Source organism: Lentzea sp. NPDC054927, from assembly GCF_053610285.1.
This window is the reverse complement of record NZ_JBSGXZ010000018.1, coordinates 13,786-34,977: the sequence shown is the minus strand read 5'-3', so window position 1 is coordinate 34,977 and position 21,192 is coordinate 13,786. Positions and strand designations below refer to the sequence as shown.

The window sequence follows — 21,192 nt, the reverse complement described above, 5'->3', positions numbered from 1 at the left end:
GTACCCGAATCCCATGAAACCCACGGTACTTACGGTCGCAACGCTTTTTCGACCGCCTTCTTCAGGTCTGCGCGGCTCTCCTCGGTGCCGGGCGTCGGCCCGGTCGTGCTGCCGCCGCCGACGAGCCGGTCGAAGAGCAGACCCTCGATGAACGCGGTGATGTGCGCGCCGGAGCGTTCGGGGTTCTCGTGGCCCAACGCCCGTGCCAGCGCGGTCGCCCGTTCGCGCGGGGAGTGCGCGAGGATCGACTTCAGCTCGGGGTGGTGCGTGGCCTCGAGCATCGCCGCGTATCTGGCGAGCGTCCGGTTCCGCTCGACCAGCCAGCTGTCGACCGTCCTCGCGATGCTGCCGGCGACGTCGGCCGTGTCGAGATCGATCTCCTGCTGCTCCTGGACGGCCAGCCGCTCCACGAGCCCCTCGATCAACGCCTTGCGCGTGCGGAAGTAGGCGCTGGTCGAGCCCTCCGGCAGACCGGCCTTCCGGTCGACCGCGCGGTGGGTGAGGCCGCGCATGCCGAGTTCGGCCACGAGCTCGATCGCGGCGTCGGTGATCAGGTCCTTGCGCACGGTGCTCCCCATCTCCTTCTACAGCTGTAGTCTACAGGTGTAGAGTCCTCTACATCTGTAGAGGAGGCGGGATGAAGGCGATCGTGGTGGGCGGTGGCATCGGCGGACTGGCGGCAGCGGTGTCGTTGCGGCGCGTCGGCTGGGAGGTCCAGGTTCTCGAGCGTGCCGCGGCTTTCGGCGAGATCGGCGCCGGTGTGGGCGTGATGCCGAACGCGCTGCGGGCGCTGGAGTGGATGGGGCTCGCGGACGAGGTTCGGCGGCTGGGCACTCCGCGCGTGTCGGGCGGTGTGCGGTCGTCCGACGGGCGCTGGCTGGTGCACCTGCCGGACGTCGGCCAGGAGAAGGTCATCGCGATGCACCGGGCCGATCTGCACGGCGTTCTGCTGCGCGCGCTGCCGCCGGAGATCCTTTTCAACAACGTCGAGGTGACCGGCGTTGAGGAGCTGGACGCAGACCTCGTGGTGGCGGCGGACGGCATCAACAGCCGCCTGCGCGGGGAGCTGCTGCCCGACGCGCCGGGACCGGTGTACGCGGGGGCCACGGCGTGGCGAGGGGTGGCGCCGGGTCCCTACGAGCTGCCCATCTCGCAGACACTCGGTCCCGGCGGCGAGGCGGGGATCCTGCCGCTGGGGGACGGCAGGGTCTGCTGGTACGTGGCCTTGGTGGCGCCCGCGTCGGCGTCGTTGGACCCGGTGGAGTTGTTCGCGGACTGGCACGAGCCGCTGCCGTCGTTGCTGAAGTCGACTCCTGACGTGATCCGCCACGACATCTACCAGCTGCCGTTGCTGCCCACGTTCGTGTCCGGGCGGGTGGCGCTGCTCGGCGACGCGGCGCACGCGATGACGCCGTACCTGGGGCAGGGGGCGTGCATGGCGTTGGAGGACGCGGTGACGCTGGCTTCGGTCGATGGTGACCTCACGCGGTACGACGCGTTGCGCCGGCCTCGTACGCAGGCGGTGTGGAAGGGCTCGCGGATGGCAGGGCGGTTCGGGATCGAGGTGCGGTCGCCGATCGGGCTGGCACTGCGGAACCTCGCGTTCCGGGCGCTGCCAGGGTCGGTGGCGGTGCGCGGGATGACCCGTTTCTCCTCGTGGGAGGTGCCCGCGATGCCACGATGACGTTCTTCGCGTCCATCCGCACGATGAAGTTCGCCGCGGTGACGGGCGGTGCCGGCACAAGCGGTCCCGGTCACCGCCGAGGTGACTTCGTGCGGTTACAGCGGCCGCACCAAGACGTGCTCCGGGCGGTACACAGTGGACGGTGTGGAGCACACCGCCGACATGCCGGTGGAGTCGGTGCCGTCCGGCCGGAGGGTCGAGATCGAGGTGCTCGCGGCAGACCACTCCGTGGTGGTTTCCCAGTCGTGGCTGGACATCCTGTTCTTTCGCGGCGGCGGAATCGTGCTCGCCGGGCTCGTGATCGGATTCGGTGTGCGGTGGACTCGGCTGGCGCGCGTCGCGACCACCAAACTCCGCGGAGCGAAGTTCACTCGAACGGGTCGAATCCAGCGGTGAACTAGATCACTGGTCAATGTTTGGTCTCGGCCGGATAACAGTCCAAAACCACCCTTTGTCGCGCCCATTGTCACCCGGTTGCGGTATCAAGTATTTGCTGAGCGTGTCGGGCGCGGTCCAGTGATCCAGATGGCGTAACGCTAGAGGCGGTTTTCCGCACACGAAAGCGCAACTACGGTGCCTCGCCATGACCCCCGTCCCGACTGATGTGATGCCCCGTTCCCTCACGGCGCTTCCCCCGGCGCAGTTGGAGAAGCTCGGCGAGATCGACATCCCCGAGGCAGAGGACTTCGTCCGGCAACACCACGCGGAACACCCGGAACTCGGTCCCGTCGAGGCCAGGCTCGCCGAGGTGCACGCGGAGATCGCGGCCACCGGCACCTACCGCCACACGACCGCCGAGCTGACCTTCGGTGCCCGCGTGGCCTGGCGCAACAGCTCCCGCTGCATCGGCCGCCTGTACTGGCGCAGCTTGAAAGTGCGCGACCTGCGCGAGACGTCCACACCCGCCGACGTGGCCGCGGAGTGCGTCGAACACCTCCGGGTGGCCACCAACAAGGGCAAGATCCGGCCCGTCATCACGATCTTCGCCCCGGCCGAGCCCGGCATGGCCGCGCCGCAGATCGTCAACGAGCAGATCGTCCGCTACGCCGCCTACCGCGGCTCGGACGGCGGCGTGCTCGGGGACGCGCGGAACCTGGCGCTGACCGAGCTCGCGTTGAAGCGCGGCTGGCAACCGCCGGCCAGCCGCAGCCCGTTCGACGTGCTGCCGCTCATGGTGTCCTGCAAGGGCCACGAACCCGCACTCGTCGAGATCCCGGCCGACGCGGTGCTCGAGGTCCCGCTGTCCCACCCGGAGTTCGAGTGGCTGGGCACGCTCGGCGTGAAGTGGCACGCCGTACCGGCCATCAGCAACATGCGATTGCGCATCGGCGGCATCGACTACCCGTCGGCGCCGTTCAACGGCTGGTACATGGGCACCGAGATCGGCGCGCGCAACCTCGCCGACCACGACCGCTACGACCTGCTGCCGTACCTCGGCAAGCGAATGGGCCTGGACATGTCGTCGGAGGCGACGTTGTGGCGTGACCGAGCTCTGATCGAGCTCAACCGCGCCGTCCTGCACTCGTTCGCGGAGGCCGGCGTCACGATCACCGATCACCACACCGAATCGCAGCGGTTCCTGACGCACCTGGAGAAGGAGGAACAGGCCGGCCGGTCGTGCCCCGCTGACTGGTCGTGGATCGTGCCACCCGTGTCGGGCGGGCTCACGCCGGTTTACCACCGCTACTACGAGACCGAAGAACTGTTGCCGAACTTCTTCCCCGCCGCTGCTCCCGGGAAGTGCCCTGTGTCGCACTGATCTGGCGTTCCACCGATCTGGCGGCACACTGACCGGGTGCAGCTGACACGGAGCCTGAACCTGACCGATGCCGTGTTCGTCGGGCTCGGTTCGATGATCGGCGCGGGTGTGTTCGCGGTGTTCGCCCCGGCCGCGGCGGCGGCCGGGTCCGCGCTGCTCGTCAGCCTCGTCATCGCGGGCGTGATCGCGTGCTGCAACGCGTTGTCGAGCGCCTGGCTGGCGGCGAGGTACCCGCAGTCCGGCGGCACCTACGTCTACGGGCGCGAACGGCTCGGCCGGATCTGGGGCGACCTGGCCGGCTGGGCGTTCGTGCTGGGCAAGACGGCGTCGTGCGCGGCCATGGCGCTGACGGTCGGCACCTACGTGGGTGCGCCCAAACTCGTTGCGGTGGCGGCGATCGTGGCGTTGACCGTGCTCAACCTGACCGGCGTCCAGAAGTCAGCGCTGGCCACCAGGATCATCGTGATCGCGGTCGTGCTCGTCCTGGCTGCCACCGCGGTGACGTCTCACACGGCGGCTCAGCCCGCCGAGTTCAAGGCCGTGGGCATCCTTCCTGCTGCTGCGCTCCTCTTCTTCGCGTTCGCCGGCTACGCGCGCATCGCCACTCTCGGCGAAGAGGTCAAAGAACCGCAGCGAACGATCCCGCGTGCCGTCGTCATCTCGTTGGCGATCACGTTGGTCGTGTACGCGATCGTGGCCGTGACCGCGTTGAACGCGTTGGGCAGCGATCTGGCCGTGAAGACACTCGCGGACGTGTCGCCTAGCCTCGCGCCGGTCATCCGGGTCGCCGCCGTGCTGGCCGCGCTCGGGTCGTTGCTCTCGCTGCAACTGGGGGTGAGCCGGACCGCGCTGGCGATGGCCCGCGACCGCAGGCTGCCGGGCCTGCTGGCCGACCTGCGCGTCGCCGAGATCGCGACCGGCGTGGTCGCGATCGGGCTGGTGCTCACCGTCGACGTGACCCGCGCGATCGTGTTCAGCTCGTTCTGCGTGCTGCTCTACTACGCGATCGCCAACGCCAGCGCGTGGACGCTCGGTAAGCGTCTCGTACCCGCGATTGGGCTGGTGGGGTGCCTGACACTCGCCGGTGCGGTTCTCTGGCAACTGTGATGTGGCCCAGGTCACCTTTGATCGCGTAACGTGCGTACGGTGAAAGTGGGAGCACCCGCAGAGTCGCGGCCCGCCGAGCGTCGCGTCGCCTGTGTACCTGAGACGGTGTCGTCGTTGGTCGATGCCGGACTGACCGTGCACGTCCAGGAAGGCGCCGGCCGGCACGCCCACGCCCTCGACGCGGCATACCGCGCGGCCGGAGCGACCGTGACGCCAGAGGACCCGACGTCGGAATCCGATGTCGTCGTGTCCGTGCAGCCGTTGACCGTCGACCAGGCCGGGTTGCTCAAACCCGGCGCCATCACCATCAGCTTCCTGCAGCCCGCGAACGACCGTGAGCTGCTCGAGGTCTACCGCGATCGCGGCGTCACGTCGTTCAGCTTCGACCTGCTGCCACGCGTGACACGTGCCCAGAGCGCGGACGCCCTGTCGTCGCAGGCCCTCGTGGCCGGCTACCGGGCCGTCCTGGTCGCCGCCGAACGACTACCGCGCTTCCTGCCCATGTTCACCACGGCCGCGGGCACCGTGCCCCCGGCCAAGGTGCTCGTGCTGGGCGCGGGCGTCGCCGGACTCCAGGCGATCGCCACCGCACGCCGTCTCGGCGCCGTCGTCGAGGCGTACGACGTGCGCAAGGCCGCGGGCGAGGAGGTCCGCAGCCTCGGCGCGAAGTTCCTCGAACTCGACCTGGAAACGCAGTCCGGCGTCTACGCGTCCGTGCAGTCCGAGGAGTTCCTGGAACGCCAGCGAGAACTCATCGGCGAGCACGTCGCCCAGTCCGACGTCGTGATCACCACGGCCGCGATCCCCGGCCGCAAGGCCCCGGTGCTCGTCACGACCGACATGCTCAAGGCGATGACGCCCGGCAGCGTCGTGGTCGACCTGGCCGCGGAGTCCGGCGGCAACTACGCGGGATCCGTTGCCGGCCAGGAAACCTGGGTCGGCGAGGTGCTGGTGCACGGCGCGCTGAACCTGCCGTCGTCGATGCCGGTGCACGCGAGCCGGTTGTACTCGCGCAATGTCCTCAACCTGCTCAAGCTGATGATCGCGGACGGCTCGGTGCGACCGAATCTCGACGACGAGGTGCTCAACGGCTGCTGCGTGACCCACGACGGTCAGATCCGCAAGGAGTTGCCGTGATCGACCTGCTGACGATCTTCGTGCTGGCCGTGTTCGTGGGCTTCGAGGTGGTCTCGAAGGTGTCCACGATCCTGCACACGCCGCTGATGTCCGGTGCGAACGCCATCCACGGGGTGATCCTCGTCGGCGCGATCCTGATCACGGGGTCCGCCGAGAGCACGCTGGAGCTGGTTCTCGGGGTGCTCGCGGTCTTCCTGGCCACGGTCAACGTCGTCGGCGGCTTCGTGGTGACCGACCGGATGCTGGAGATGTTCAGAAAATGATCGTCCAGCTGATGTACCTCGTCGCCGCGCTGTGCTTCATCCTGGCGCTGAAAGGCTTGAGCTCGCCCAAATACGCGCGCTACGGCAACTTCATCGGCGCGTTCGGCATGCTCGTCGCCGTCATCACCGCGTACGTGCACGGCGTCGTCCACAACGGACTGTGGATCCTGATCGCCGTCGCACTCGGTGTGGTGGTGGGCATTCCTGCCGCGCGGTCGGTGAAGATGACCGCGATCCCGCAGATGGTGGCGCTGTTCAACGGTGTCGGTGGCGCCGCGGCGGCACTGGTGGCGTTGGCGGAGTTCTTCGCGGTGCCGGACACCACGGTGATGTTCCGGCTCGCGACCGTGCTGACGGTGCTGATCGGTTCGGTCAGCTTCTCCGGTTCGGTGGTCACGTTCCTGAAGCTGCAGGAGCTGATGACGACGCGGCCGGTGTTGCTGCCGGCCGGGCAGCAGCTCGCGATCGCCGCCGGTGTGTCATCGGTTGCCTTGTGCGCCTTGACGATGGCGGTGCCGAACGGGTTCCTGCTGTGGTTGCTGGCGGCGGTCGGACTCTCGCTCGGCGTGTTGTTCGTGCTGCCGGTCGGTGGTGCGGACGTGCCGATCGCGATCTCGTTGCTGAACGCGTTCACGGGCCTTGCGGTCGCCGCGTCCGGCTACGTGCTGGCGAACACCCTGCTGATCGTCGCGGGCACGCTCGTCGGCGCGTCCGGCACGATCCTGACCCGGTTGATGGCGCAGGCGATGGGGCGTTCGCTGGCGAACATCCTGTTCGGGGCGTTCAAGGCCACGCCCGTTGTCGCGCACGGGGAAGAGCAGCGGACGGTCAAGTCGGGCACGGTCGAGGACGTCGCGATCCTGTTGGGGTACGCGAACAACGTCGTCGTCGTGCCTGGGTACGGGTTGGCTGTCGCGCAGGCTCAGCACGCCGTGCGCGAGCTCGTGACGCAGCTCGAGAAGCGCGGAGTCTCGGTGGCGTACGGGATTCACCCCGTCGCCGGGCGCATGCCGGGGCACATGAACGTGTTGCTGGCGGAGGCGGACGTGCCGTACGAGCAGCTCAAGGAGCTCGACGACGTCAACCCCGGGATCACGTCGGTCGACGTCGCGGTGGTGGTCGGGGCGAACGACGTGGTGAACCCCGGCGCGCGGGACGAGCCGTCCAGCCCGATCTACGGCATGCCGATCTTCGACGTCGACCGCGCGAAGTCCGTGGTGTTCATGAAGCGGTCGATGCGGCCGGGGTTCGCCGGCGTGGACAACGAGTTGCTGTACAACCCGAAGACGACGCTGCTGTTCGGTGACGCGAAGGACTCGCTCACGAAGCTTCTGTCGGCGGTGAAGCAGCTGTAGCCAGCAGTTCCGTCACCTCGGCCGCGGTCAGCGCCGGCAGCAGGCCGATCACGCCGTCCGCGCCGAGGGATCGCCACTGGTCCGCGTCTTCGAGGGTGTGCACCTCGTCGACGCCGAACCGCACGCCGAAGCCGTGCACGGTCGCGATCAGGTCGCGCATCGCCTGGCGCATCGGGGAATCCGGGTGCGGTGCGGGCGCGCGGGTGATTACCGCGCGAACCGGTACCTCGGTCAGCACGGTCAGTTCGTCGTGCCCGCCGTGGAACCCGTCCAGCGCCGTCACGACGCCGTTGTCGTGCAGCACCACCGCGTTGTCGTCGCCGGCCAGCACCGACGAGATGTCGAGCGCGATCCGCAGCCGGCCGGGCGGCAGGCCTGTTTCGTCCAGCGCTCGTTTGACGTCCCCGACCAGGTCTTCGTCGCGGGACTGCAACGCGCCCAACGCCAGATGCAGCGTCGGCGCCCGGTCGCCGAACTCGGCCACCCATTGCGCGGCCTGGGCGCACGCCTCGCGCAGCAGCCACTTGCCGATGGGCAGCGACAGGCCCGTCGAGTCGGCCAGCGCCATGGTGTCATTGTGGCTCAGGTCGTCCCAGTGCAGCCTGGCGACGGCGCCGAGCACCTCTTGGGTCTCGAGGTCGTGCACCGGCGCGTAGACGATCTCGATCTCGCCGTGCTCCCAGGCACCCGGCATCGACGCGGCCAGCGCGTATCTGCCGCGGCGGCGGGCGTCGTCGTGCTGGTCGTGCAGCGCCCACTGCCGCTTCCCGCGTGCTTTCGCCTGGCGCAGTGCGGCATTGGCGCACCGCATGAGTTCGCCCGCGGTCGTGAACGCCGGTGGCCGGTCCACCACACCGATGCTCGCCGACAGCGCGATGCCGTGATCGTCCACAAAGGTCGGTTCGCCGAGCGCTTCCTGGATGTCGTCGATGGTCGCGGTGACGTTGTCCGAGGTCGTCAGGAGCGCGAACTCGTCGCCGCCGATCCGGGCGACGATCGCCTTCTTCTCGCCGGCGAGCTTGCCGAGACGGGCCGCGACGATCTTGAGCAGCTTGTCGCCGGTCTCGTGACCCAGGCCGTTGTTGACGACCGAGAACGCGTCCAAACCCAGGTGGTACAACGTGATCGGCTCGCTGCCGAGCCGCCGTTCCACCTGGCTCGTGAAGTGCTGGCGGTTCGACAGCCCGGTGAGCGAGTCGTGCAGCAGCTGGTGGTCCAGGCTGCGCTGCAACAGGTGCAGCTCGCTGATGTCCTCGACCATCGTCACGTGGTGCGTCGGCTCGCCGTCCGCGTCACGCAGCAACGACACCGCGAGGTGTACCCACACCGGCTCGCCGTCCGCGCGGATCAGCTTGCGCTGGTCGCGGAACCTCTCGAGCCGGCCCTCCTGCACCTTCCGGTACGAGGCGCCCAGAGCGGCGACGTCCTCCGGGTGGTAGAAGTCTTTCAGGTTGTGGTCGCTCAGCTCGGCCCCGGACTCCAGCCCGACGATCTCGGCGAGCGCGTCGTTCGCCTGCACGCACCTGCCGGTGAAGTCGGTGATCGCGATGCCCAGCGCGGCGGAGTCGAAGACCTCCTGGAACCGCGCCTGGCTGACCTTCAGCGTGCGCTCGACCCGCTGCTTGGCCCGCACGATCGCGACCTTGATCTGCTCCTGCTGGTCGAACGCGTCCATCCGCATGGCCTGTGCGTACGCGGAGCTCAACCTCGCGAGCACAGGTAGTTCGAACGTGGGCGAAAGAACGTCGATCGTGGCACGCAACGAGTCCGGCCCGGTTGCGTGCAGTGACACCAATCGATAGGCAACCGATTCAGGTTCCGTCGCCAACTCGGCCAGTGAATCGAGCAGCGCCTGCTCGATTTCGGCGTGGGACAGCGGGATGTACGCGGTCGCGGTCAGCGCGTGCATCCAGCGGCGGGCGAGGTCCGGAAGTTCCATGCTGTGACAGAGCGTACGGACTTACCGCGACCGGGCCAACATGAGCAAATTGAGCTAGACCTTCCGGCCCACAGCGGCGTAGATGCCCGCCTTGTCCGGATCGTCGGTGTTCGTGCCCTCCGGCCGCCACAACGGCAGCGGCACGATTCCCGGCTCGACGAGCTCGAACCCGTCGAAGAGTCCCTCGATCTCCGCCCTGGTACGCGGGAACATCGGGTTCTGGCTCTTCTTCATGACCTCGACGACGCCGGCCATCTCCTCGGGCTGCAGGTCCTGGGTGAACTGCGAGAACGCCAGGTAGCTGCCCGCGGGCACGGCATCGCGGTAGGCGGCCACGACCGAACGCGGATCGGCCTCCGGTGACACGAAGTGGAAGACACCCGCGGTCAGCACGCCGACGGGCTGCGTGAAGTCGATGAGACCGCTTTCATCGGCGGCTTTCAGCACGTCCGCGGGGTGGGTCATGTCCTCCTGGATGATCGTCGCGCGCGGGTCGTCCTCCAGGATGAGCTGGCTGTGCGCGACCGCGACCTCCTCGAAGTCCACGTACACGACGTGGGTCTCGGGGTCGGCCTTCTGCGCGATCTCGTGCACGTTGCCGACCGTCGGGATGCCGGAGCCGAGGTCGAGGAACTGGCGGATCCCGTTGTCCATCATGAAGAGCACGGACCTGCGCAGGAACGCCCTGTTCAACCGCGCGATCGTGCGGGCGTTCGGCTGGGCCTGCAGGAACTTCTCCGCCAGCATCCGGTCGGCCGCGAAGTTGTGCCCGCCGCCGAGCAGGTAGTCGTACAGTCTGGCAGCGCTCGGCTTGCCGGTGTCGAGACCATCCGGAACCCAGCTCACCCGTTCGGACATGACCTCAGGCTACTGAGGCGCCACACGAGTGCGGCAGGGGGAGCGCCCTTTTGGACTAGTGCAAGCTCCTGCTATCACTGGAAAGTGTGAACCAGCGCGGTGGCGACCGCGACCCCCAGCGCCGTGCCGAGCCCGCGCGCGACGTTGACCAGCCCGCTCCCGACCCCGGCCGACGCCTCCGGCAACGCGCTCATCACCCGTTTCGTGCAGGCCGGCGCGACGATGCCGAGCCCGATGCCCGCCACCGCGAGCTGAAGTACCTGCGGCACAGGGAGGATCACCGCGGTCGCCGTGATCAGCGCCCCGGTGACGATGCCCGGTTTGTGCAGTGTCGTTGCCGCCAAAGCAAACCCGAGCGGCAGCACGGCGATCGTGAGTCCTATGTGTGCCAACGGTTGTTTCATGGTGAACGGAAGCAATGTCATCGGCGCGAACAGCGCGGCGTAGGTGAGCAGCACGCCGGCCAGCCCGGGCACGACCTTCCAGTTCGGCCTGGTCCGTTCGGGCCTGGTCTTCGTGCGGGGCAGCAGGTAGTGGCCGGCGATCATCGCGACGACCCCGATCGGCACGTTGATCGCGAACACGGCCTGCCAGCCGTAGTTCTCGGTGAGATACCCGCCGAGCAGCGGCCCGGCCGCCAGCCCGGTCGCCTGCGCGGCCGCCTGGACGCCGAGCGCCTTCCTCCGCTGCTCGGGCACCACCGCGGTCGTCACCAGCGCAACGCTGTTGGCCTGCAACATCGCCGCGCCCACCGCCTGCGCCATGCGGGCGGCGATGAGGGCGTCGAAGCTCGGCGCGTACACGCACGCGATCGACGCGCCGGTGAAGAGTGCGAAGCCGTAGATGTAGATGATCTTGCGCCCGACCCTGTCCGCGATCCTGCCCATTGGGACGAGCAACGCCACGAGCGTGATCAGGTAGCTGAGCGAGATCCACTCGGGGTCGGCGTGGAAATGCGCGCTCATCGCCGGGAACGCCAGCGTGACGATCGAGGCGTCCAACTGCCCCATGAACGCCCCGAAGCACACGGTCGCGATGACCAACCACGGCGCGTACGACCGGCGCGCGATCCACGCCGGTCTGGGTGACTCCGTGACGAACCAGTTCATCGTACCCAGATTATATCTGACACCGAGCTATTGCCGTGAGTTCAGTAAGATTTCCGCATGTCAGACGAAGCCCGCACGCTCACCGACGTCGTCACTCGCCTGCGCCGGGCGCTGCGGACGAGCATCCGTGCGGACTGGCCGTGGGAATCCCTGCCGATGGCGCAGGTAGAGCTGTTGCAGACCCTCGCGGAACGCCCGCCGATGAAGGTGGGCGACCTCGCCGCGATCTTGAAGCTGGCCCCCAACACGGTGTCCGGCCTGGTGTCCCAACTGATCGATTCGGGCCTAGTCGTACGCGGCGGAGACCCCAAGGACAGACGGGTAGCGCGACTGTCCGTCTCACCCCGTGGACACGAACAGCTGCTCGTCTGGCAGCGCGAGCACGAGAAGCGGATCGGCGCCGCCTTGGGCAAGCTGGAGGCCTCCGAACGGGAGGACGTCGTGCGCGCTTTGAAGGCTCTGGACCACCTGGTCGAGCACCTTGCCGAACCCACCTGACCCGGACGTCGACCTGCACGTCCCCGCCCAACGCCGTGAGCCGGGAACGGCGTTCGTCGCATTGGTGTCGCTGGGCGGCGGGCTTGGCGGCGTGGCGCGCTACGGCCTGTCGTCGTTCGTGCCGGGCGCGTGGGGGCTGTTCGTCATCAACGTGCTGGGATCGTTCTTCATCGGCGTGCTGATGGGAGTGGTGCCCCGGCCGTTGGTGCGCGCCTTCTTCGGGGTCGGGCTGCTGGGCGGGTTCACGACGTTCTCGTCGTACGCCCTGTCGTGGTCGGTGTTCCTGCTGCTGACGCCGGTTTGTGCTGTGGCGGCGGCGTTTCTCGGGTTGCGGGTGACGCGGTGACCGTCCTGGCGGTGTTCCTCGGGGCCGCGGTCGGGGCTCCTTGCCGGTACCTGCTGGACCGGTTCGTGCAGTCGCGGCACTCGTCGTCGTTCCCCTGGGGGACTTTGACGGTCAACGTCGTCGGGTGCTTTCTCATCGGGTTCGTCGTTGGGACGTCTTGGATGCCGCTGCTCGGGGTGGGATTCTGCGGCGGGCTCACGACGTACTCGACGTTCAGCTACGAGACGGTGAGGCTGCTGGAGGCGGAGAAGTACGGCGCGGCCCTGCTCAACGTGGTGGTCAGCGTGGTTCTTGGCGTCGGCGCGGCCGCAGCGGGTTTGACGTTGTCACACTGACCTGGCCCTCCATCCACGCGGTCAGGTAGGGCCGCACCAGCTCCGGGAGTTGGGGTAGCAGGCTGAGGTCGACCCGCCGGCAGTACCGGCCCCAGATCAGGTCCTCCTGAACCGGGAGCATCGCCACCTCTTCGTCGAAGCCGTAGTCCACGCAATGTTCCAGGTACGGCAAGCCAAGCAGTGCTGAGAGGGCGTCGTGTCCCACCCCGTACACAGCGGGAACCGGCGGCAAGTGCGGCTCTCTGATATTCGGCCACGTCGTCCACGGCACAGCTGCGCGAATGATCAGTTCCGCGAGCGCGTTTCGCGAGGCTTGGTCCGCCTGCTCAACGCTTGACAACCTTTCGCTTGACAACCTTTCGGCTGCGGCGGAGTAGTGCAGGTTGTGGACCTGATGCGAGTGGAAGAGGACACCGGGACCGAACAAGGCAACCAGCTCGTGCACATCGGTGACGCCGTCGTCGACAACGTGCGGCGCTGCCCACCATCTGCCTCGCAGATCCGTTCGATCCTGGCCAGGGAACTCGTGGCGAAGGTGCTGCCGAATCAGGCCGGAGATGTCGGTCTGGTTCCTGGCCAGCTCCTCCTCGATGGTCTTCTGGATGATCGGTCTGTTGGCGGGTGAAGATCGTCGCGCGCAGCTGACCAGAACGTGGTCTGCCCGAAAGACAGCGTCGAGATTGGTGTTCCTGCGGCTCTCGATCGAGAGCGACAGCGAACTGCTCACCGCCGCGCGGGTTATGGCACGGATGGTCGGCCGGCTCGGTTGGACGTAACCCAACGCGCGAGCGGCGAACCGCAAGCCGTTGTTCTCGACCGCGGTCATGAGAAGTTCGTCGACGCCGTCCGCCGTGCCGTCGTGGTAGAGCTGCAGTGCGATCTGCCCGACCACGTCCCACTCGCCGGCCTCGACGCGCGGCCCCATCACCGCCCACAGCTGGTGCGCGCCGCCGCTGCGATTGTTGCGGACGAGGCGCCGGGCCGCGAAGTACTCGAGGAACGTCCTGTGGGTGAAGCCGAACCGGCGCTCCACGGTGGTCGCACCGACATCGTTGAGCACCCATGCGCGTCCTGTGCAGAAACGCAGGAAGGCCTCGGCGAGGACCGACGCTTCCACCGGGTCTTCCAGCTTCGGTTCGAGGTAGGAGCTCAACAGCCGGACGATCTGGCTCTCTTCGAGCGCCTCGCCCGAGTTCGGCGCGGTGAACATGCTCCAGGCCAGGTGTTCGACCGCTTCGCGCAGATGTCCGCGAAACTCCAGCGGCAGGGGGATCTCCCGGCCCTTGTCCCACTGCTCGAACAACATCAGCGCACACCGTTCGTACACTTTGGACAGCTCGTTCGGCAGATAGCGGTCCGATGAGTACAACGTGCACAGCAGCGCCAGCAACAGCGGGTTGCTGCGCAGCTCGGCGATGTCGTCGCTCTCCTTCATGAACGACTTGGGCAACTGCTCCCGGACAGCCGGTTTGGCGCTCAGGTCCAGCGCGAACCAGTTCCTGACGTACTGGAGAACCTGTTCCTTGTCGAACTCCTTGACATACGCGATCGGGAACAGCTTCTCGTCGAGCGCCGCGTCGTTGTACCCGATCTTGCGAGCTGTCACCACGACGGGCACCAACGGGTAGGCGTGCGCGAAGCCGGTCACCATCTTGACGACCCGGCTCCGCAGCTCGGTCTGGACGAGCTCGTCGAGTCCGTCGAACACGACGACCGCACGGCCGTTGCGCAGCAGGTACTGCAGCGCTGCGGGCGGGGGCGTGCAGTGGTACGGCGCGACGCAGAGCGTTTCGAGCAGCTTTGGGACGTCGGTGCCCGGCACACGCAGCAGGTCGTTGAACTCCCTCAGCACCACCAGGAACGGCACCCGTCCGGAGTCCTCCACCGCGACGTCGTACGTCAGCTTCTCGGCCAGGGTCGACTTGCCCGCGCCGGGGTCGCCGAGCACGACGGCACGGCTGCCAGGAGCGCCGAACGAGACGAGGGCCGCCGTGTGGCCGAGGTGCTGCTGAACGTAAAGCTCGTTGTACGGCACCGTTTTCGTGGTGCCGATGTGCGGGAGGCGCATCTCGCCGTGCAGCTTGCGGACCTGGTGGCGCATCTCGGTGGCGAACGCGTTGATCTCCGTGAGCGACTGGAGTTCCGCGAGCAGCCGGCCGTTCGCGGCGGCACAGGCCCTGTGATCGAGTGGGGTCACGGCGTAGTGGGTGTCGGCGAACCGGGAAGCCGACCTCGACCTGCCGTCCTCCAACGCCATCAGCAGCACGGTCTTGGCGCGGGCCAGCACGCGCGGGGCGATGCCCGCGAGTCGCAGTCCGTGGTGCAGTTGGTCACCGATGGTGGTGTCGGCCTTGTCGGTCAGCACCATCTGCGCGGCGAGGGTGGCGAAGTCGGGAGACCGCAGGTAGTCCCGCAGCTTGGTCGCGTCCTCGCCGATCTCCAGCAACAGCCGCTCTGCTCCGTACGACTCCGTGTGCGGCACCACCGAGGGCGAGTCGTCGATCCCCGGTGTCAGCTTGCCGTTGACCTCGGCGATGACGCGGAGAACATCGGACTCGATCGGCATCAGGCTTTCTCCTGCCACGAGAAGACGTTGAAGCGGTGGCTCGTCCAAGCCCGGAGCAGGTCGTCGCTGCCGGTGGCCTTCGCGTGCCTGCGGCCGTCGAGCAGAGCGAGGTGCACCTGCGTGGGTTCGAAGGGCAGTGGATGCCCGTGCTCGACGTGCATTTCCAGATAGGGCAGCGACAACCCGGGCCCGAGCCTGGTGGTGGGCAGTGGCTGCCGGGCTCGTTCGTAGTCGCGCAACCATCGCTCGCCTGAGATCCACGGCTGGTCCGAAGGCAGGTTCGTGGTGTCGTACATCTGCTCCATCGCCAGCGCGGGGACCGATTGGCCGAGGCAGGACCAGGACTCGAAGTACGTGTGCGGACCTCGCTCTCGCGCCACATCCAGACGACCGGCGAATCGGCACAGGCGTTCAAGCCTCGTCAGCGCGGTGCGATCCGGCCACGGCAGGCTGAGGACACCTCGGATGAGCTGTACGGCCTGATAGTGCCCGGGCAACTGCTCCATGAACTCGGTCAGGGCGTTGAGCACTATCGGGACGTTCCCCGCCAGGCTGTCGCGCAGACAGGACAGCAGCGGCTCGTCGTCGGCCAGCAGTTCTCCGGTGGGGAAGTAGGACACCCGCTCGTCCGGGTCCACGGCCAGCGCACGACCTGCGCACAGGTGCGTGATCGTTTCGGTCAGGGCCGGCCGGAGATGTGCGTGGCTGAGTGCGTTCGCGGCGAACCTGTCCGCGTAGTCGCGGTTGGCCAGCTGCAGCAGGGAGTCGATGCCGTCGGTGAAATCGCGGTCGTACAGCTGCAGCGCGATCTGCGGCATGGCTCCCCACCCGTCGACGTTCGGCCGCAACGCAGCCCAGATCTCAGCGGCGGAGTCGTGCGTGCGCAGGACGTGGCTCGCGGCCAGGAACTCGAGGAACGCGCGGTGGGTGAACCCGAGCAACGGTTCGGTGTCCGTGGATCCGAAATCGGTCATGAGCCATGCGCGCCCGGTGCAGTGGTCCAGGAGCGTCGTCGTGGCCATGACCAGCTCGTCGTGGTCGTCGGACGACATGGCTGCGTGGTCGGTCAAGAAGGCCATGATCCTGTTGTGCGACAGCAGACTGCCGAACACCGGCGCCGAGAGCAGGTGCCACGCGAGGTCGGCCAGCACCCTGCGGACCCGTCCCTCGAGCTTGAACGGCGTGGCGATCCCGCGCAGGGCGTCCCACCGTTCGAACAGCAGCACCGCACACCGCTCGTAGGCCTGGGCCAAGTTGCGGGCCAGGAAGCGGTTGTTGGAACTCATCGCGCACAACAGCGACAACAGCAAAGGGTTTGAGCGCAGTTCGGGGACGTGCCGGCTGTCCTCCAAGAACGAGCTCGTGAGGTTGTACTGCTCGGAGCGTGCGTTGGAATCGTCGAGCGCATACCAACGCTGGGCGTAGGCCTTGACCTGGTGCTCGGTGAAGGCGGGAAGTGTCACCTGCCGGAACATCTCGGCGTCGAGAGGGCTCTCCCGATACCCGTGCCCCCGTGTCGTGACGACGATCGGCACCAGCGGATGCTGACGCGCGAAGGACTCCAGCTGCATCACGACGCGACGCCGCAACGTCAGGTCCGTCAGCTCGTCCAGGCCGTCCAGCACGACCACGGCCCTGTTGGTGGCCAGGAGGTAGTCGACGGCGTCAGGCGGTGGGTCGATGTCGTACGGCGCCCGGCACATCGATTCCAGGCAGTACGGGATACCGCTGAAGTCCGCCAGCGACTTCTGGAAGTCTCGAAGCACGATCAGGAACGGCACTCTGCCGGACGCCTCGGATGCGACGTCGTGGGCGAGCTTGGCCGCGAACGTCGACTTGCCCGAGCCCGGATCGCCGAGGATCACCGTGCGATTGCGGGGAGTTCCGAGCTCGGAGGCATCGATGTCCGGCTCTACGTACAGCAAGTCGTAGGGGACAGCTCGACCGACGCCCGTGTGCGGCAGCCTGATGTCGCTGTGCAGAGCGACGATCTGCTGGCGTAAGCGTGTGGTGAAGAGGTGGATCTCTGCCAAGGACGTCAGACGCTGGAGCACGAGGCCGGCTCTGTTTGCCGCGGCCAGCAGGAATCCGAGGTCGGCCGAGAAGTCGACGGAGTCGGTGTACGTGATCAGCCGTCGGTGGATGGCGTCGGCCACGGAGACGTCCGGGACTCCGGCCAGTCGAAGGCCTTCGCGGAGGTGCGTTCGCGCCGCCTCGTGCAGGACCGGGTGGGTCCGGGCCTGGAAGACCACCGCGGCGAAGTCGGGTGTCGCCAGGTAGTTCCGCGCCGTGGTGCCGAGTTCGTCAGCCAGTTGGCCGGTCAGTTCCAAGACGATCCGCGACACGGCGGAATCGGTGCTCGGCACGAAGCCCCCTCCGCGTCGGATGCCAGGCTCAAGAACTGTCGGTGCCGGAGCCGGAATCGTTTCGCGGAGGGGGCGGGGTGTCTAGTCCTTCAGACGGGACAACACATTTGGCAGCGTCCCGGTGTGCACGACGCCGAGCCGTTGTGTGGCGCGGGTCAGCGCTACGTACAGGTCCGACGCGCCGCGTGGGGACTCGGCGAGGATTCCGTCCGGGTCGACCACGACCACGGAGTCGAACTCCAGGCCCTTCGCGTCGGTCACGCCGAGGACCACCACCTGGGCCTCTTCCAGGTCGTTGCCCAGGGAGGCGCCCGGTACCGCCGACACGATGGCCGGGCCCACCGACGGCAGCAGGGCGGCGGGCACGATCACCGCGACCTTGCCGTCACCGACTGCGGCTACCTCGCTGGAGATCAGCGCGGGGACCTCGGTGGCGAACGACGACACCGAAGAGACCCAAGGTGGCACGCCGGTTTCGCGCACGGAGGTCGGTGGCACGAGAGCGGGGTCCAGTGAGGTGAGGACGTCCGCGGCGACCTCCATGATCTCGGCGGGTGTGCGGTAGTTGACCGAGAGTTCGGTCAGGCGCCAGCGGTTCTGGACGTAGGGGGACAGGACGGAACCCCACGAGGTGGCGCCGCCGATGTCGCCGGTTTGGGCGATGTCGCCCACCACCGTCATGGACTTGCTGGGGCAGCGGCGCATCAGGGTGCGCCACGCCATTGCCGAGAGTTCCTGGGCCTCGTCCACGATGATGTGGCCGAAGGTCCAGGTGCGGTCGGCGGCGGCGCGTTCCGCGGCGGTTTCGTAGCGGTCCACGCCGTGGCGTTCGGCCAGGCGGTAGGCGTCCATCAGGTCCGTGGCCATCAGGATGTCCGGGTCCGCGTCGTCCTCCAGGTCGAGGATGTCGAGGACGCCCTGGGCGTACTCGATGGCCTGGCGGCGCTGGCGTTCGGCGCGGGCCTTGGCCTCCGTGTCGTCCTCGCCGAGCAGTTCGGCGGCCTCGTCCAGCAGCGGCACGTCGGCCGGCGTCCAGTCGTCGCCGACGCGTTGCAGCAGGTCGCGTTCCTCGCGGGTGAACTTCGACATCGCGCGGCTGCGGCGCTTCGGGTTCGCGTACAGCTCCGAGAGCAGCGAGAACGGCGTCAGCACCGGCCAGAGCGACGAGATCGCGGCCTGCACCTCGGGGGACTCACGGATCTCGCGGCGGATGTCGTCCATGTCCGCCTTGTCGAGCAGATGCCCGCCCAGGCGGTTGGCGACCATGCCGGCCAGCGTCGAGATGATCTCGCGGGCGAACGTGCGGCGGGCCTCGTTGTGCGGGCGGCGCGTCCGGCGTGCCCTGCCCCGCGCGTCGGCGATCGCCCGCCGGTCGAGGCGCAGCACGTCGTTGTCGAAGCGGATCTCGATGGACGAGGGTGCTTCCTGGCGGTCCCGCACAGCCGCGGAGATGACGTCCGCCATCTCGATCCGGCCCTTGACGGCTGCTGCGGCGGCGGACTCGCGGCCCGTCGCGGTGAGGTTCGGGTACAGCTCGCCGACGGTGGACAGCAGCACGCCGGTCTCGCCCAGGGACGGCAGGACCTGACTGATGTATCGCAGGAACGTCGTGTTCGGGCCGACCACGAGAACACCGCGTTTTGCCAGCTGTCGACGGTGTGTATACAGCAGGTATGCGGCTCGGTGCAGGGCCACGGCGGTCTTGCCGGTGCCCGGACCGCCCTGCACGACGACGACGCCGTTGAGCTCGGACCGGATGATCGTGTCCTGCTCGGCCTGGATCGTCGCGACGATGTCGCTCATCTGGCCGGTGCGCGACTCGTTCAGCGCGGCGAGCAGTGTCGCCTCGCCGGTCAGCGACTCGCTGCGGGTCACGTCGACCGAGTTGATGTCGAGCACCTCGTCGTCGAGGCCGGTCACCTTGCGCGAGCGCGTCCGCAGGTGCCTGCGCCGCCGCACGCCGTCGGGCGAGGCCGCGGTCGCGAGGTAGAACGGCCTGGCGGCGGGCGCCCGCCAGTCCATCAGCAGCGGCTCGTATTCCTTGTCCTCGTCGAAGAGACCGATTCGGCCGATGTAGAAGCGGTCACCGTTGTGAAAATCGAGCCTGCCGAACGCCAGGCCGTTCTCCACCGCGCTGTACTGAGCCAATTGATCTGTGTACATGGCGACGGAGGTGTCTCGCTCGGACCGCATCTGGTGCGTGCCGCCAGTTTGTCGCAACGATTGTGCGAGTCGTTTCGACGTCTGTTCGCGGAGGTCGTCGAGCCGGCCGTACAACATGGCCACGTATTCCTGCTCCGGCTCCATTTCGGCGAGCCGGAGGTCATCGGAGGGGCTTGACAACGTGCCTCATTTCTCGATACGATGCGACGTCAGGTTTTATCCTGAGTCACCCATTCCTGCCCGCACCCCGATCGTGTGAGCGCAGACTGTCTAATCTACACGCATATCAGCGTGATGCAGGTACGCCTTCCGCAGCAGTGTGGTGAGTTCAACGCGCTCCTGCGACGTCAACGGCGCCAGCAACTCCTCTTCATGTGCCCGAGCCGCGTCCAAACGCTCGCGCAGGGCCTGTCTGCCTGCGTCGGTGATCGACACCGTGAACCGCCGCCGGTCCCGTTCGTCCCGTTTGCGCTGGGCGAACCCTTGCCGCTCGAGATCGTCGAGCACCGACACGAGGTCGCTGGGGTCCATCCGCACGCGATCACTGATCCGCTTCTGCGCCACCGCCTCCTGCTCCGACAGGAACGCCAGGACCGTCACGTGAGGTCCGCGCAGACCGTTGCGCGCGAGGCGGCGGACTTCCCTGACCAGCTGGAGCATCAGGTAGCTGGGCAGATGCAGAAGCTGATCAATGCTCATGTAGTCAGCATAGAAAAGATCTGTCCCCCGATCGTGGATAGCGCTGCGTGACGAACCCCCTCGGACGAGCGCCGTGCGGGTGAGCGTTGGGGTGACGTTTCTCCGCAAACCACCTGGAAACGGCAAGGTGGGGGTATGACGCGTGCGGAGATCGTCCGGCTCGCCCGTTGCGTGGTGCGCCGGCCCAGGTGGCAGCTCGTCGTCGCGGTCCTGCTCTCCGCCTGGACACTCGCCTGGGTGCTCGGCCAGCTCGCCCACACACCCCTGACGCCGCTCGGTGTACTCGCCTGGACCGGCATTCCCCTCGATTCGGCCTCCCTATGGGCGCAGGAGCGCGTGGACGTGCTCGCCTGGCTCGCCACGCTCGGCGGTCTGAGCTGGGCCGCCACCACCGAACAAGGTCAGCTGCCTGCGCTCGCGGGCTGGTTCGCGGTGCTCGTCGCGGGGGAAGCAGCGGGATACCAGCACGCGGTTCAACGCGCGATGCTCAGCATGGTCGTGTTCCTGATCATCCTCGCGGCCGTCTCGCTCACGGGGCGCCGCGCGTTCGTCGTGGACCGCGTCGCCGTCATGCCGAAGGACGTCGTGCGAGCCGGCATCACAGCCGCCGTGCTGACCGCCGTGGTCCCGCTCATCGCACCTGGTCTGGCCCTGACGCGTCTTGTTAGGCCCTACGTGACGAAACCTCCGAGGCCGCTGCGACGGGTTGAGACACCCCTGCTGAGGGAAACCGGATGAGGTGAGCGACTACCTGCCACCCCCGGCGCCACCGCGCAGTGCTCTGACACTGCGGTTGTGGCTGGCCGGGTTCGGGGTGGTCTTCAACTCGGTCGCCGGGTGGCTGGCCTTCAGAGCTGACCTCGTCTGGCTCGGGATCGTGCTTTTACTACTCGCCGTCGTCTGCGTTGTCGACTTCGGTTGGGTAGTTCATCGCAAACGTCGCGGCGATCCGGGCTGAAACCTGTCAGGAACCTGTGCTTGGGCATTTCGGCTCGTATGGATAAAGAT

Annotated in this window: 20 protein-coding genes; 12 read left to right on the top strand and 8 right to left on the bottom strand. The window is 67.7% G+C overall.

Annotation, left to right across the window (positions count from 1 at the left end; translation table 11 throughout):
• Positions 1–29: 29 nt before the first annotated feature.
• Entirely contained in the window at positions 30–578 is a 549-nt protein-coding gene (locus ACWGE0_RS23530; RefSeq protein WP_452263049.1) for a TetR/AcrR family transcriptional regulator, read from the bottom strand.
• A 59-nt stretch (positions 579–637) separates the two neighbouring features.
• Here ACWGE0_RS23530 and ACWGE0_RS23525 point away from each other — a divergent pair, with 59 nt between their 5' ends.
• The 7 genes from ACWGE0_RS23525 to ACWGE0_RS23495 all read left to right on the top strand — a co-directional run bounded on the left by ACWGE0_RS23525 (position 638) and on the right by ACWGE0_RS23495 (position 7,305).
• Positions 638–1,684, top strand: coding sequence for an FAD-dependent monooxygenase (locus tag ACWGE0_RS23525; RefSeq protein WP_452263048.1), 1,047 nt, complete (start codon positions 638–640; stop codon positions 1,682–1,684).
• 48 nt (positions 1,685–1,732) lie between these two features.
• Entirely contained in the window at positions 1,733–2,080 is a 348-nt protein-coding gene (locus tag ACWGE0_RS23520) for a hypothetical protein (RefSeq protein WP_452263047.1), read from the top strand.
• Positions 2,081–2,267: 187 nt separating this feature from the next.
• Complete coding sequence (locus ACWGE0_RS23515; protein WP_452263046.1) at positions 2,268–3,443, top strand: nitric oxide synthase oxygenase; 1,176 nt, start codon at positions 2,268–2,270, stop codon at positions 3,441–3,443.
• 42 nt (positions 3,444–3,485) lie between these two features.
• Complete coding sequence (locus ACWGE0_RS23510) at positions 3,486–4,550, top strand: APC family permease (RefSeq protein ID WP_452263160.1); 1,065 nt, start codon at positions 3,486–3,488, stop codon at positions 4,548–4,550.
• 39 nt (positions 4,551–4,589) lie between these two features.
• Positions 4,590–5,687: a Re/Si-specific NAD(P)(+) transhydrogenase subunit alpha gene (locus tag ACWGE0_RS23505; protein ID WP_452263045.1), complete on the top strand. Its 1,098-nt coding sequence runs from the start codon at positions 4,590–4,592 to the stop codon at positions 5,685–5,687.
• Entirely contained in the window at positions 5,684–5,950 is a 267-nt protein-coding gene (locus tag ACWGE0_RS23500) for an NAD(P) transhydrogenase subunit alpha (protein WP_452263044.1), read from the top strand. The genes ACWGE0_RS23505 and ACWGE0_RS23500 overlap by 4 nt, the downstream gene beginning before the upstream one ends.
• A complete protein-coding gene (locus ACWGE0_RS23495) occupies positions 5,947–7,305 on the top strand; it encodes an NAD(P)(+) transhydrogenase (Re/Si-specific) subunit beta (RefSeq protein WP_452263043.1) in 1,359 nt (452 codons plus the stop codon). The genes ACWGE0_RS23500 and ACWGE0_RS23495 overlap by 4 nt, the downstream gene beginning before the upstream one ends.
• On the opposite strand, the gene ACWGE0_RS23490 is transcribed toward ACWGE0_RS23495, so the two are convergent.
• The 3 genes from ACWGE0_RS23490 to ACWGE0_RS23480 form a co-directional block, all read right to left on the bottom strand.
• Positions 7,271–9,244 (bottom strand): diguanylate cyclase domain-containing protein, encoded by a 1,974-nt coding sequence (locus tag ACWGE0_RS23490; RefSeq protein ID WP_452263042.1) that lies wholly within the window; start codon positions 9,242–9,244, stop codon positions 7,271–7,273. The genes ACWGE0_RS23495 and ACWGE0_RS23490 overlap by 35 nt on opposite strands.
• Positions 9,245–9,298: 54 nt before the next feature.
• Positions 9,299–10,102 carry an SAM-dependent methyltransferase gene (locus tag ACWGE0_RS23485; protein WP_452263041.1) on the bottom strand — a complete coding sequence of 268 codons (804 nt, stop codon included), beginning with the start codon at positions 10,100–10,102 and terminating at the stop codon, positions 9,299–9,301.
• 74 nt (positions 10,103–10,176) lie between these two features.
• On the bottom strand, positions 10,177–11,211 hold the full coding sequence (locus tag ACWGE0_RS23480) for an MFS transporter (RefSeq protein WP_452263040.1): 1,035 nt from the start codon (positions 11,209–11,211) through the stop codon (positions 10,177–10,179).
• 57 nt (positions 11,212–11,268) lie between these two features.
• Here ACWGE0_RS23480 and ACWGE0_RS23475 point away from each other — a divergent pair, with 57 nt between their 5' ends.
• Genes ACWGE0_RS23475 through crcB form a run of 3 tightly spaced genes read left to right on the top strand, consistent with a single transcriptional unit; the run spans position 11,269 to position 12,390 of the window.
• Complete coding sequence (locus ACWGE0_RS23475) at positions 11,269–11,709, top strand: MarR family winged helix-turn-helix transcriptional regulator (RefSeq protein ID WP_166050476.1); 441 nt, start codon at positions 11,269–11,271, stop codon at positions 11,707–11,709.
• Positions 11,693–12,055 carry a fluoride efflux transporter FluC gene (locus ACWGE0_RS23470; protein ID WP_452263039.1) on the top strand — a complete coding sequence of 121 codons (363 nt, stop codon included), beginning with the start codon at positions 11,693–11,695 and terminating at the stop codon, positions 12,053–12,055. The genes ACWGE0_RS23475 and ACWGE0_RS23470 overlap by 17 nt, the downstream gene beginning before the upstream one ends.
• Complete coding sequence (crcB, locus tag ACWGE0_RS23465) at positions 12,052–12,390, top strand: fluoride efflux transporter CrcB (protein WP_452263038.1); 339 nt, start codon at positions 12,052–12,054, stop codon at positions 12,388–12,390. Before ACWGE0_RS23470 ends, crcB begins: the two co-directional genes overlap by 4 nt.
• Here crcB and ACWGE0_RS23460 read toward each other — a convergent pair.
• From ACWGE0_RS23460 to ACWGE0_RS23445, 4 genes are all read right to left on the bottom strand, one after another.
• On the bottom strand, positions 12,335–14,974 hold the full coding sequence (locus tag ACWGE0_RS23460; protein ID WP_452263037.1) for an NACHT domain-containing protein: 2,640 nt from the start codon (positions 14,972–14,974) through the stop codon (positions 12,335–12,337). The genes crcB and ACWGE0_RS23460 overlap by 56 nt on opposite strands.
• The gene (locus ACWGE0_RS23455; protein ID WP_452263036.1) at positions 14,956–17,322 is read right to left on the bottom strand and encodes an NACHT domain-containing protein; all 2,367 of its coding nucleotides are present in this window, start codon (positions 17,320–17,322) and stop codon (positions 14,956–14,958) included. The genes ACWGE0_RS23460 and ACWGE0_RS23455 overlap by 19 nt, the downstream gene beginning before the upstream one ends.
• Positions 17,323–17,403: 81 nt before the next feature.
• Positions 17,404–19,665, bottom strand: coding sequence for a HelD family protein (locus tag ACWGE0_RS23450; protein WP_452263035.1), 2,262 nt, complete (start codon positions 19,663–19,665; stop codon positions 17,404–17,406).
• Between the two features lie 90 nt (positions 19,666–19,755).
• Positions 19,756–20,184: a MarR family winged helix-turn-helix transcriptional regulator gene (locus ACWGE0_RS23445; protein ID WP_452263034.1), complete on the bottom strand. Its 429-nt coding sequence runs from the start codon at positions 20,182–20,184 to the stop codon at positions 19,756–19,758.
• Positions 20,185–20,319: 135 nt separating this feature from the next.
• Here ACWGE0_RS23445 and ACWGE0_RS23440 point away from each other — a divergent pair, with 135 nt between their 5' ends.
• Positions 20,320–20,922 (top strand): hypothetical protein, encoded by a 603-nt coding sequence (locus ACWGE0_RS23440; RefSeq protein ID WP_452263033.1) that lies wholly within the window; start codon positions 20,320–20,322, stop codon positions 20,920–20,922.
• 1 nt (position 20,923) lies between these two features.
• The gene (locus tag ACWGE0_RS23435) at positions 20,924–21,142 is read left to right on the top strand and encodes a DUF6343 family protein (RefSeq protein WP_452263032.1); all 219 of its coding nucleotides are present in this window, start codon (positions 20,924–20,926) and stop codon (positions 21,140–21,142) included.
• The last annotated feature ends 50 nt before the right edge of the window (positions 21,143–21,192 follow it).